This is a genomic window from uncultured Phascolarctobacterium sp. (assembly GCF_958349595.1).
Classification (GTDB): domain Bacteria; phylum Bacillota; class Negativicutes; order Acidaminococcales; family Acidaminococcaceae; genus Phascolarctobacterium.
Genome location: NZ_CATWDQ010000009.1, coordinates 74,126 through 87,335, shown reverse-complemented (window position 1 = coordinate 87,335; position 13,210 = coordinate 74,126). Strand labels below are relative to the sequence as shown.

At 51.1% G+C, this 13,210-nt stretch carries 7 protein-coding genes; all 7 read right to left on the bottom strand.

The genetic code is table 11. The features are described 5' to 3' along the window. Window positions 1–6,019: hemagglutinin repeat-containing protein (locus Q4G98_RS08200; RefSeq protein WP_301961921.1), on the bottom strand; the 6,019-nt coding region annotated here is incomplete at its 3' end. 42 nt (window positions 6,020–6,061) lie between these two features. Continuing rightward, window positions 6,062–7,762, bottom strand: a complete 1,701-nt coding sequence (locus Q4G98_RS08195; protein WP_298564420.1) for a ShlB/FhaC/HecB family hemolysin secretion/activation protein — start codon at window positions 7,760–7,762, stop codon at window positions 6,062–6,064. A 510-nt stretch (window positions 7,763–8,272) separates the two neighbouring features. After that, window positions 8,273–8,659, bottom strand: coding sequence for a hypothetical protein (locus Q4G98_RS08190; protein WP_298564418.1), 387 nt, complete (start codon window positions 8,657–8,659; stop codon window positions 8,273–8,275). Next, window positions 8,656–9,225: a UbiX family flavin prenyltransferase gene (locus Q4G98_RS08185; RefSeq protein WP_298564417.1), complete on the bottom strand. Its 570-nt coding sequence runs from the start codon at window positions 9,223–9,225 to the stop codon at window positions 8,656–8,658. Before Q4G98_RS08185 ends, Q4G98_RS08190 begins: the two co-directional genes overlap by 4 nt. 38 nt (window positions 9,226–9,263) lie before the next feature. Then, window positions 9,264–10,649 (bottom strand): anion permease, encoded by a 1,386-nt coding sequence (locus tag Q4G98_RS08180; protein ID WP_177561364.1) that lies wholly within the window; start codon window positions 10,647–10,649, stop codon window positions 9,264–9,266. 78 nt (window positions 10,650–10,727) lie between these two features. Beyond that, on the bottom strand, window positions 10,728–12,212 hold the full coding sequence (locus tag Q4G98_RS08175; RefSeq protein ID WP_177561365.1) for a UbiD family decarboxylase: 1,485 nt from the start codon (window positions 12,210–12,212) through the stop codon (window positions 10,728–10,730). 100 nt (window positions 12,213–12,312) lie between these two features. Continuing rightward, complete coding sequence (locus tag Q4G98_RS08170) at window positions 12,313–13,143, bottom strand: MerR family transcriptional regulator (RefSeq protein ID WP_177561366.1); 831 nt, start codon at window positions 13,141–13,143, stop codon at window positions 12,313–12,315. Window positions 13,144–13,210: the final 67 nt, after the last annotated feature.

The following is a 13,210-nucleotide window of genomic DNA, read 5'->3' as shown; positions in this document are numbered from 1 at the left end:
TGCCGTTTTCTTTGACTTTGCCATTGTATTTGGAGTAGCCGGCACTGATATCGCTGAGTCCAGAAGTGTTAAAGCCCAGTCCCAGACTGGAGCTGCTGCCTTTGGATTCTGAATTGGCCGTATTGGTATTATCGCTGGAGGTGATGTTGACGTCACCTTTGGCTGCAAGATTGACATTTTCGCCGCTGACACTGCTGCCTTTGATATTGATATCTTTTTCAGTTGCAGTGATCTTAACATTGCCGCCAGCCTGCACACTGCTGCCCTGGGCAATAGTGGTAGTGCTGTTGGACTCATTTTTATATTTCTGGCTGCCGATGCTGACAGTCAGGGTAAAGTCATCCGCATTAAAGCCGTCCTGCAGGCCATTGTTTGTCTGATTCAGGACGCTGTCTTTGCCGTTTTTGGTCAGGTCGCTGACTTCTTTGCCAACGATCAGTGCTTTCAGACGATCATCTTTAACGCTGTCGGCCTTTTTGATAGTATCATGCACACTTTGAGCCACTGATAAGGCTGGCGTGCCCAAAGATACAGTTATCCCGCTCTTTTTATATTCGTGTTTTTCCTGGGCGTTATAGGTATTATCGGCACTTTCGATGGTGACGTTTTGGCCGGTTACATTGATGTCCTGCCCGGCGATCACGTCGCTAGCGCTGATGCTGACATCTTTGCCGGCTTCGATATTGACGTTGCCGTTGATGCTGCCGATAGTACTGCCTACCTGCTCGGTGTTCTGGTTGGCATACTGGTCTTTTTGCTGTTCTTTGCCGATGGTGAAGCCCAAACCGCCGCCGCTGAGCAGGCCGGATTTTTTGACCTGTTTTATATATTCGCTGGTACTGGTCTGTTCGGCGCTGGTCACGTTCAGGTCGCCGCCGGCTGTGATGTTGACGTCGTTATCGGCAACTACGCTGCTGCCTTTGACGTTGGTATCGGCGCCGCTGTTGATGACAACACTGCTGCCGCTGACGGTGCTGCCGACGACAGCGTCCAGATTGCTGTAGTCGTAGATGTCGGTGGTTTTGCTGCTGAGAACGCCGCTGACCTTGGTATGCGATTCCTGCAGGCGTTCGTGGTATTCTGTCGCATTGGTGATATTGACATTGCTGCCGGCGTCAAGCTCGATCTTGCCTTTTTCGCTGGCAAGGCTGCTGCCCTGCAGGTTGATGTCGCTGCCGCTGCTGACGGTGATATTTTCCGTGCCGGCGACGAGGCTGCCTTTTACGGTTTCATCGACCTGGCGGGAGTGGTTATAATAGTTGCTGCCGCGGCTGCCCACGCTGCTTTCTTCGCTGTGCAGGTCTTTAACGGCTGCGATATTGACGTCGCCGTCGGCTTTGATAGCTGTATCTTCAGCTGCTGCGATAATGCCGCCTTTGATGTTGACGTCGCTGCCGGCCGTAAGGCTGACATTTTTACCTGTCAGGGCGCTTTGCTGGTTTTCGACGCTGTGGATCTCGGCTGCCGAACTGCCGTAGGTCACTGCTACGTGTTTTTCGTTGGCGACTGTGGTGATATTGATGTTCTGTCCCGCACTGAGTGTCAGGTCGTTATCTGCCGCCAGAACGCCGCCTTTGTTAGTGATGTCGCCTGCCGCTTCCAGACGCAGGTCATTGCCCGCAGTGATGCCGGCAGTTTTACCTGCGGTCGTTTGCTGCAGTTCTTTATAGGTGGTATTTTGGGTTGTGGTCTCATTGATAATATCGTGGGCCTGCAAAGCGGCGTCGTGCTGCGCAGTGATGCTGCCGCCCTGATTGGTGATCTTGTCGGCCGCCGTGATCGCGATATCGTTGCCGGCCAGACTGCCGCCCAGGTTGCTGACATTTTGGCCGTGCAGATCTAAAGTACCGTCGGCTTTGATGGTACCTACATTTTGGATATCCTGTTTGGAATATATTTCTACGTCGCCGCCGACGATCAAAGCGCCGCCCGGCTGCAGGTCTTCGCTGCGTACTGCTGCCAGATAGACCTGCGGCACCAAAACTTTCTGGCCGTTGACGGTTGTTTCGACCAGCCAGACGATGTCGCTGGTCAGGCTGGCGACCTGCTGCGCCGTCAGGCTGACCCCGATCTCCAGGTTCAGGGCTTCCGCTGCTACGGCACCGGCGTTCATCAGGGCCTGGAATTGTTCCATGTCGCTGCCGTAGCTGCCCAGGTAAGGCCTGCCGGTGAGCTGTCCGATCTGTTCGATAACAAATTGCTGTTCAAAGTAGCCGTCGCCCAATCGTTTGGCTACTTTTTCCGGGTCGGCTTTTACCCGTTCCAGCAGATAGTCGCTGGAGAGGAATTGGTGGTAGTCGGCAAATTTGGGGTTGGTTTCGATCAGGTACCTGGCGCTGGGATCGTCGTTAAGCTGATAGATTTTGTTGTTGTATTGCAGCTGGTCGATCGCCAGCAGCTTGTTGTCGTCCAGCGGCTTTCTTTCAGCCGCGCTGTTGCCGGCCAGCTTGTCATCTACGTCGGTGCTTACGGTTTTGTCGCGGTCAGCATATTGGCTGCCGTCAGCCTCTAAGGTTTTGTTGACGACGTTGCCGGCATTGATCTTTACGGTACCGGTTGCGCCCAGCACTGCCAGTCTTTCGCTGCCGGGGGCTGCGTCCTGATCGTAGACGTTGTGGTCTTCATAGGGAATGACTGTAGTGCCATAGACCATATGGCAGCCGATATGCATTCTTCTGTGTTTTTTGTATTTCCAGTAGTGGTTATCCTGCCCCAGGTCGTCGTGGTGGATCGTGCCCTGGTAGCCCACGTTTTCGACAGTGCCGCCGGCGTCAATGGTCAAATCGTTACCGGCCATGATCTTGCTGTAGTGGTTGGTTACATCGTTGTCGGCATTGATGGTTATATTGCCGCTGGCAATGATGTTGGCGTCGGCGGTCTCTTCTTTGATAACGCCGGTGTGGATGGTACGGGTAAATTCGCGCATGGCGTCGTAATAATCGCCGCCCTGCAGATGCGGGATCTTATAGGAGATATATTCATAGGTCACGTCCCAGTCGGTGACGAAGTTTTCTTTTTTATTGATCAGGTCAGCAGCGTTTATGGTAATATTGCTCTTGCTTTCGATATCCGAGGAACGGTTGAGCAATGTCTCTCTGGCTGTAAGCGTCAGGTCGCCGGCGGCGCTGATGACAGAGCCATTATAGTAGCTGCTGCCGTTTTGGTTATAAATGTTCTGGGCCGTGATGCTGCCGGTACTGCCCAACGCCAGCAAGCCGTCGTCGTTGGTGAAATCGCCTGTGCTGTCTGCAGTGAAGCCGCCGCTGACAAAGATGCTGCCCAAGGCGCTGTTGGTAAAGCTGCCGGTAGTAAAGACGGCCTTTTGGCCTGCACCAAAATAGGCACTGTCGGTATTGGTGAAGCTGCCGGCCTGCACTGACAGGTTGCCCAGCACGTCAACAGCGGCTTTGGTGTTCAGCATGGTGTCTGCGGTAATCACAGCGTCTTTCCCGATATGGATAGTGCCCATATTTTGATTAGTCAGCCGGCCAGCGGTAATATTGCCGCTGCCGGTAAGATAGATATTGGCATTGTCGTTAGTCAGACGCTCTGCCTGCAGCTGCAGGTCAGTACCGTTGACCAGTGCCGAGCTGCTGTTGGCAAAGCTGTCGGCGCTGATAGTGACTTTGGCACCGGCCATGATGGTCGCACCGGTGTTGTCAAAGTTTGCAGCCGCACTGGCAGTAAGGTTGCCGCCTGCTCCCAGCAGGGAAGCCGCTTCGTTATTGATCGAACCGGCGGAGACGTTCAGATCACCTCCGGCTTTGCTGGTGGCCTGGTTCTGGTGCAGCAGTCCGGCCGCTGCCAGGGTCAGGTCTTTGCCGGCTTCGATGTAGCCGTTAGCTGTATTTTCGATGCTGCCGGCAGTTATGTCCACATTCCCGCTGCCGCCGATCTTACTGGTATTAGCCAGCAGTCCGTCAGCTGAAATATGCAGTTCATTGCCCCACAGTTCACTGCGGTCGATAGTGATATTATCGGCAATAAGGTCTAACCGTCCTGGATCGCGTCCGTTCAGTCCGTCGCCGTTGATGAGCAGGTCGCCTTTGGCCGCGCTGAATTTCATGTTGCCGTCGGCCCAGTTTGTTACTTTGCCGGTAGCCAGCACGACGTTGTCGGTGTTGATGAAGTCCAGACCGTTGACGCTGATCCCGTTGGCGTTGGCGATAACGACGCTGGCGCTGTTGCCGGCAACTTCCAGATAACCGTTGAGTACGCTGGCTTTGGAGCTGGTGACTTCGTTAAGGATAACGCGGGCACCTTTGCCGGCCAGAAACATATTGCGGTCGATGTAGCCACCCAGTTCTGTTTGGGTGTATTTGGTAGCGTTGTTCAGGATCAGGCCGCTGGATTTGATGTTAAAGTCGCTGTACAGGTTGCGTGATACGCCGTTGCTGTTGACTTCGGCGATCTGTACCAGATCTACGCCGTTGGCGGCTTTGTCGATAATGGGTTTATATTTGCCGTCAGCAGTGCTGTCGGCCACCAGGGCCAGTTCGCTGTCGCTTATTTTATCCTGCTGAACTGTGCCTGCTACGCCGGCAGTGTCAGCCAGTTCCGGATTGGTAAGGTCTTCCGCTTCACGCGGCGGTTCCGGCGGCGGCAGTTCTGCTGGTTTTTCCGGGTCGGTTTCTAAGATCGTTACCTGCTCAGGATTCTGGGTCTGCAGGTTTTCTTTACTATATTTTACTTGGGCGCCGGTAACGGCGATCGTGCCGTTTGCAGAAAAAACACTGCCTTTGATATCGACTGCCTTTGCTGCCGCAAGATCGATGTTATTTAAGGCGCTGATAGTGCCGCCAAGTGCGGCGCCGCCGGCAGCGGCAGTGACTGACAGATTATTGGATGCGTCCAAAAGGCCGGTATTGGTGATGCCCTGCGCTGCCTTGACCGAAAGATCAGCACTATCGCGCTGGAAGATATCCGATTCTTCTGTCTGCTCGTATTCTTCACCGGCAATGATTTTACCGGTGTTGGTAAGCGTTCCGCCCAGTTCTATATTTATGTTTTCTCTGGCTGTCAGCATCGCGCCGTTTTCAATGTCTGCATTACTCGCGTCGATACGCATATCGCCATCAGAGTGAATCATGGTTGCGGCTTCATATTGATTGCCGTCCTCGTCTATCTCCTGATATTTGTTTTCGGTAAAAACTATTTGGCCATCGTTGGTAATATTGAGGTTTTTCTGGGCGTTAAGGTTGCCGCCGATATTCATGCCCAGGCCTTTATTGGTACCAACTAAAGTGATCTTGCCGGCATACATGCCGCCCAAAGCTCCGACATCAAGGCTTACGCCGCTGCCGACACTGCCCGGCTGTGCTGTCGCCGTTCCTGCGGCATAATCGATCTTGTCCTTACCGGTCACTACGTTGATTTCGTCCTGGGCCCACAACTGCGCATTGATTTCTGCCGCGTTGGCATAGATATCCAGTTTACTGACTGGTACATATTTATAGGTACCGGTCGTTTCATCAAATATCGGCATATTGCCAGCGCCGTTTATTGCTATTTTGCCGCCGTTCACGTCAAAGCCTTCCACCCGGCCGTCGGCTGTGATACGGGGCGTACCTGTTGTCAAGGTGGCACGGCCTACGTTGATAAAGCCAAAACCGCTGCCAGTGATGCCGTTAGGGTTGGCGATGATCAGGTCGGCTTTACTGCCGGCGATCTCCATCATACCGTTCAGGTTCGATCTGCCTGTGCCTGTTACTTCCTGCAGGATCACTTTGGCAGCATTGCCGCCCAGATTGGCATTGGCGCCTACCTGGCCTGCCAGCGCTGTATTGACGTTACCGCCGCTGGCATTATTGTTGAAGACAAGTCCTTCCGGCCCTACGTTAAAGGCATCGGTTTTATTATGCGATAAGCCGCTCTCGTTTGGTTTGGCAATATTCACTACCGGCGGTGCAGCCTGAGGAGCCGCTGCCGCTATATAACAGGGCAAAACTGCCTGCATCTGCACCGACATAATTACAGCGCAGGCGATCAATTTTTTCTTTCTGCTTTGATATTTCCCCATGATTTCGCTCTCCTTTATTTTCAACTTGACCTCAGTTTATTCTCAGATCTGCGCCGTCAGCATAAAACCGTAGGTTCTGGCAGCACAGGTAAATCCATCCGGCTTTTTCAAAGGCCAGCCCACAAAGGCATCATAATTGCAGGGACCAATCTGCCCACGCAGGCCAATGGCGCTGCCAACCAGTTCCGTACCCAAAAGGTATTCGGCTGACGGGCCTGATACTTTACCGTAATCCAGCGCCAGATACAACTGGTGATATTTTTCGATCGGGAACCGCAGTTCGTTTCTGATAGTGATACCGTCTTCTGCCGAAAGGGTCTGTTCGCCGTCAAAGCCTCTGACGCTATACCAGCCGCCGATCGAGAAGAATTCGCTGCCGTAAATGCGCTGATCGCTTTTTTGTCCCCTGATGCTTACGTTATATTGGGCATCGTAGTTATCGCCGAAAGGTACCGGCGTCGCAAAGTTAGCACTGATAAGATACATATTATACTGCGTCGTCGCTTCGCCGCTCATACCGTCGGTCGGCCCGGCGTCAGCATACCACGGCAGGCCCTTCTGCCATTTCACCGAGGCATTTAAAACGCTGGGGCCCAGATACTGCCTGTGATTGAACCCGATCTGCATCGACGTTGTTTTTTGGCGCTGCACTTCGATTTCCGTACCGTCTATATAGCTATGGCGTGTTTTATGTACAAGCCCCAGTTCAAAATCTGTTTTACTGCTTTGGTTCCTCTGCAGCAGATGCGTCCAGGTCAGACTGTCCGAAGTGAATTCGCCGCTGGAGACAAAAGGATTGACAGCATATTCTACTGTTTGATGATAATCGTTTTTGCTATGGCTGAAGGCAAAGCGTTCTTTGCCCAAAGGCACGGCATAATAAAAACTGTTGGCGCGTGTGCCCTTAGTTTCGCCTGATTGTGTAGCATCTTTATTCCAGCTGGCATAAAAAATATCGTTGGCCGAAAAAGGTTGAGCCAATTGCACAGCGCCCGACATCTGGACCTTGCCTGTTTCCCTGGTGCCGGAATTATCAAGAGTCATACTCAGGCTCCACGGTTTGCCGCGTTTGATATCGATCACCAGATCACTTTCACCTTCATTGGGACCGGGTTCTATTTTAATATCCGCACTTTGCGACGGTACGCTGTTAAAGTTATCGACGGTCTGCTCAATATCGCGTATGTTGAGCAGTGATCCTTTGCGCATCGCCACTGCATTATGCCAGGTGCCCCAGGTTTCTTCCCGGAAACGGATATCCGAAATGATACCGGGCAGCAGCGTAAAATACATTGTCCCGCTGCTCAGGTCCTGCGGCTCAACATAAACTCTGGTCGTAACATAGCCCCTGTTCATGATCTCTTTATTGATGTTTTGCAGCAGCAGGTTGATCCCCTGCACACCAATACTTTCGCCGTTATAGTTTGCCAGATAATCAGTTATCCAGTTGAATTTATAACCATATGATGCTGCTTTCAGCGTAAAATTTTTGATCTTAAAGCTGTTGACTTCCTGCGGCAAGGCCACTACTTCCAGCTTAGTGCTGCCGGCAGGCGTTTTCGACATCCCCTGTTTGACCCGCTGCTGCAGGGCCTGTTCAGCCCGTTTAGCGGCCAGCTCCTGTTCTTTTTGCTGCAGAATCTGCTGCTGCAGGTCAATATCGCTGCTTGGTGCGGCACAGGCTGTTACCGCTGTCAGTAAAGCATTTAAGCACACAAGAAAATATGTAAGTTTTTTCCCCATCAAACTTTTCATCCTTCCCCTATTTTAGTTATCAAAAATTAATTATTCATTTACAAAATTAATTATACTTATTCAAACAAAAATTTCCAAATAACGATATTTCTTTCATTTCATAACTTTGAACACGCAGGAAATTTTCTCGTTTTTGTATAAAATTCATACTATTCTTCAATTTAATTAAACTCATTTTAGTATTTTCTAAGATAAAACAGGTAATATGTATATTGTTGAAGCAAAAAGCAAACCAAATTGTGTAAAAAACAAAAAATACTTGCCTGGAGTTTAATCTTCGGGCAAGTATTTCGATTACCTTTACTATATATTTTTTAAGTTATCGATCATCCTTTTGCTGTATATCTTCGTCATAAATTATTTTTGCTCATACCTTATATAAGCTGTGATGCTTAACTTAACAATACCTGCTCAAACAAAATGCTCTGACGAAATTCGTCAGAGCATTTTTATGCTGATGTGTAAGTGTCCTGCCCCAGGCAGTCTTGGTAAATCTGTTTATGCCTGCGCAGACAGCAGCCAGGCTTCCACCTTGTGCAGAATTTGCTGCAAACTCTGCTGCAGGGCCGCAATATCGTCAGCACCGGCCTCATCAAGGTGCAGGCCGACAGTGACGGCAACATTGGTATTGAAGCGGCTTGCCAGATACAGGGCGGCTTCCCGCGCCGGCTGGTCGTCTTTATGACCCAAACGGCACAGTACCGAAGCACTGGCCGAAACAGCGCCGTTATTTTTCAGGCTGGGCCGGGGTGACGCCAAAGCTACCGCGCCGATATGGGGCGCCGCACCGCCGCCGATCACGACTGCGATGTCCGAACCGCAGCAAACGACGCAGGCGGTAACTGCATAAGGCTCGCTGCCTGCTGTTAAGATCGTCGTTTTCATGCGTCTTCCCCCTGCCAGGCAACAAATTTTTGATATTCGATGCCGAACTGCATCAGGATCTTGCCGATGATATGGTCGATCTGCTGCTCCAGCGAATCGGCGCCGTTATAAAAAGTAAGCATCGGCGGCACTATGACGCAGCCGTTATCGGCACATTCCCTGATATTGCGCAGGTGGATGCGGCTGAGCGGCATTTCGCGCGGCACCAAAACCACCTTGCGGTTTTCCTTCAGGCACACGTCGGCAGCCCGCAGCAGCAGATTTTCGGCAAAGCCGGAGGCGATACCGGCTACTGTTTTCATACTGGCGGGAATGATGATCATGCCGTCAGTCACAAACGAGCCGCTGGAAATGCTGGCCGCCAGATTTTTATTGCTGTGGGTAAATGCAGCCAGCTGCGTCAATTCAGTGACGTCAAGGTCTGTTTCACAGGCAAAATTTTTCACAGCACCTTCTGTGATGACCAGATGCACCTCCAGATCCGGCAGCTGTTTTAAGACCTTCAGCAGCCTGTGGCCCATAACGACGCCGCTGGCCCCCGATATTCCTACGATCAAGCGCTTCATAATAACCAACCTTTCTCAAGCTTACTTTTTAAAACGTATCACCACAGTCCGATCACTTTCCACCAGGGTACGGCAACGCCGACAGTAATGATGAATAAGACGATGGTAAACGGCACGCCGAATTTAATAGTTTCTTTTTCCGTATACATACCGTTATCCTCACCTACGCCGACTAAAATCGCCAGATTATGGAAGGGCAGGATAAAGTGGGCATTGATAGCGATATAGGCGATCATGACCGGAATAATAGTGCTGATGCCCATACTGCCGGTAAAGGCCAGCATGGCAGGGATCACGATACCCATAACGGCGATGACGCTGCCGAACAGCATATGGATAGCAATGGAAACTGCTGTAATGAACGCTGCCAGTACAAACATATTTTCCGGTACACTGCCGGGCAGCACGGTCTGGGCGATCCAGGTATTCATGCCGGTAGCGCCGCCAACGCGGCCGATAGCTACGGCGGCAGTCAAAAAGATCAATGTCTGCACCGGTACTCCGCCCCAGCTTTGCGGGGTCAGGATGCCGCCGATCCTGGGCATCGCCATCCCCATAGCAATGAATAAGGTTACCCAGCCGATATCGATGCCATGCATGGTATCAGTCATCCAGAGGACGATCGCCAGCGTTACCCAGATGGCAGTACGCAGTTCTTTGCCGCTCATCGGGCCCATAGCCTGCAATTTGGCTAAAATTTCACCTTTGTTGACACTGACTTCTTTGGTAGGCTTGAACATAAACAAGATCATGACCATGGTAATGATACTGGTAACGATCATCGGCAGACCCATGACTTCGAACCAGCGCAGCCAGCCTACCGGTTCGGGAGCACAGCTGGTAGCTGCCAGCGGGTTGATGGAGGCGTCGCCGGTCAGGAAGATCATGGAGACCGGGATCGAAGCCGTAAAAACGGTAAAGCCGATCTTCACAGCGTCTTCATGAGGAATAGCGGCACTTTTTACCACAACAGCCATGACCGACATAATGAGGAAGGCCCGCGGCCAGGGATGCGGGATCAGCAGGGCCAGAATAAAAGTCAGGGCAAAGATAGAGATGATGATGCTTTTAAACGAAGATACGTATTTGACGATAAATTTATAGGCGATCCGCTCACCCAGGCCTGATTCTTTGACCGCTACCGCGATCAGGTAAGCGCCAATGATCAGATACATCATGGAAGTAGTCCAGGTAGAAAAAATCAGCGTTGTTGGCGCCACTTTAAAAACTGCTAAAAGCAAAAGATACAGACCGGATACATAACCGGGCTGGGCAATGCCGAAAGCCCAGAAAATCACTGTCATCAGCGAAAACGCCATGCACATCTGCCCTTCCCGTCCTAAACCGGGAATGTTGGCAAAAAAGATGATCACAGCGACGATGATACCTAAAATAAAACCTATGATCGGTTTATTCTTTCCCATAATTGTCCTCCTTAAAATAGCCGAGCCATATGATAAGTGTGGTTAAGGCGCTGTGCACGCCTTAACCGGTATTTTTGATCAGTCCTTGTCAGCAAAATCCGGCAGGAATTTTTTGACGTCGACTTCCATAAATTGAGCACGTTGGAAGCGTGCTTTTTCTGAATAAGGGATCGTGGCGTCATAAATAGTTTTGCAGGCGATACCATGATCGCGGATCGTCCAGCTGCAGGAAGCGTCGTTGGACGGATCGAGCGGATGGCAGCGCACGCCGGGGATCGTGACGATATCGACATCGGCCTGCATTCTGGTAGTCATGGCCCAGAGGATATCGTTAGTATCGAAAATATCGACGTCTTCATCGACTAAGATCACCTGTTTCAGTTCGGGGAAAGCCGAGAAGGCCAGCAAAGCGGCCTGACGCTGACGGCCTTCGTCACTGGGCACGCTTTTTTTGAACTGGATAACGGCCAGGAATTTGCCGCCGCCGGAGGAATGGGCGTAAACATTTTGTACGCGGCCGGGCATAGCTCTTTCCACCATATCCAAAATCGAGGCTTCGGTGGGGATACCGGCCATGCTGACGTGTTCTTCGGAAGGGCCGATACAGGTTTGCATGATCGGATTGACTCTGTGGGTCACAGCTTTGACCTTGATCACAGGCAGAGCCGGATTGGCAGGCCCTGTGTAACCGGGGAATTCCGGCATGGCTTTGCCGGTGTTGGAGTTCTGGTCCTCACGGACGCGGGCGCCGACGATAAGCTCGCCTTCGATAACGTATTCGGCGTTAGCGATACATTTTTCGTCGATAGTCACACAGGGAGTCAGTTCAACAGCTTTGCCGCGGATCGCGCCGGCGATGGACAATTCGTTGAAGCCCAGCGGCGTAGTCGGCGGCTCGAAGCAGGAAGCGATCTCGATCGCCGGGTCGACGCCGATGCTGATAGAGATCGGCAGCGGTTTGCCCAGAGCTTCGGCTTTTTCACGGAAAGCGCCTAAATGGCGGGCGCCGGGAGTAAAGAACATGGAGATCTCATCTTTGCTCTGCAGGCACAATCTGTGGATCGTCACGTCGGATTCACCGGTTTCGACATCGGAAGCGTAGCACATACCCAAAGTTACATACGGTCCGGCATCTTCCGGGGTGTTGGTCGGGGCCGGGATCAATTTGCGGATATCGAAGTCTGCATCGGTCGCCAGATGCACAACTTCCTGGCATTTAGCTTTTTCTTTGCCGACAACGACGGGAGCGATAGCGTTTTTGACAGCGTCACGCATCATAAAGCCTAATTTTTCAGGTTTGGTATTTAACAGATAGCCTACACGTTTACGGCTTGCCAAAAGACCAATAACGACTTTAGCGCCGGGATGGCCTTTGATTTTTTCAAAAGTCATGGCAGGGCCGGTCTTAGTGGGACGAGCCACGGTGCCGCCTGCGCCTACATAACGGTAAACGCCTGCCAGCTCAGCGGAAGGGTCGACCTCTACGTCAGTATGTACCATTTGTCCGGGAATGCTTTCCAACAATTCCAATGCAGATCTTAAATCAATAATTTCTTTAGTCATAAAAATAACCTCCTGACTTTTTGTTGAGTGTTACCTCACAATTTGATCATAAATTGTGGTGTAACAATACAGTCAAGAGGTTTTTTAAAAAATTTTCTATTTATTTTTTTAACGCTACCGGAGCCTGCAACATACAGAAGTCTACACCTGTTTCTTTTTTGTAAAAGGTCGTGTCCAGCAAGCAGACGTCGACGATGTCGCCGGTCAGCTCGTAACCGTTCTGCACCAGCCACTGCATCAGCTTTTCCAGGTGCTCGGTATCATAGGGCATACCATACTTATACATGCACACATATTCCCCGGCCGGTATCGTAAGCGTATTCTCGTGCTCTTTGTTCCAGATTGGCAGAAAGATGCAGGAGCCGGCCCCTGCCAGCCAGTCGCCGCTTTGGGCGGCTTCTTTTTTGATGATCGAGCCGAAGCCGCCGGAAGGCACCATTTCCCGTTCAAAAATACGCTGCCACAAGTCCATCAGCGTCGTATGCAGATTGTCCTTGTCGATAGGCTGCAGCCACTCTTTAAAAATCGCCTGCCGGACGTCTATATAGCGCACAAAGGGCAGCGACATCCGCATCATCCCCGCATCGACAGCTTCTTCGTACAGGTCGATCCGCTGGTTCAGGTATTCGCGCAGGGTATTGAGCTTGGCGATCTGGTTCATGATATACTGTTTTTGCTTTTCCAAAAGATACATTTCATTTTCCGGCGTCCGTTCCTGAAAATGCTGCTGGATATCCTTCAGGCTTATCCCCAGTGATTTGAGAAAACAGATCTCACGCAGATAGGGGATCTGGTGCTTACAATAATATCTGTAGCCGTTAGCGTCTACTTTCGCCGGCTTAAAAAGGTCGATATTATCATAATGAATGAGCGTCTGTCTGGTAATTCCGTGCAATTTGGCCATTTCACTGATCGAAATATAAGTAGTCATGCCAACCACCTCACTCTGTGCTATATTCCTATTATATAATAAAAAGAACTGTATTGTTACAATACAG

Excerpts from the sequence above, each read along its gene's own strand:
- Q4G98_RS08185 (WP_298564417.1), bottom strand. The coding sequence starts at position 9,225 with ATGAAGCGCTTGATCGTAGGAATATCGGGGGCCAGCGGCGTCGTTATG.
- Q4G98_RS08195 (WP_298564420.1), bottom strand. The coding sequence starts at position 7,762 with ATGGGGAAAAAACTTACATATTTTCTTGTGTGCTTAAATGCTTTACTG.
- Q4G98_RS08175 (WP_177561365.1), bottom strand. The coding sequence starts at position 12,212 with ATGACTAAAGAAATTATTGATTTAAGATCTGCATTGGAATTGTTGGAA.
- Q4G98_RS08170 (WP_177561366.1), bottom strand. The coding sequence starts at position 13,143 with ATGACTACTTATATTTCGATCAGTGAAATGGCCAAATTGCACGGAATT.
- Q4G98_RS08180 (WP_177561364.1), bottom strand. The coding sequence starts at position 10,649 with ATGGGAAAGAATAAACCGATCATAGGTTTTATTTTAGGTATCATCGTC.
- Q4G98_RS08190 (WP_298564418.1), bottom strand. The coding sequence starts at position 8,659 with ATGAAAACGACGATCTTAACAGCAGGCAGCGAGCCTTATGCAGTTACC.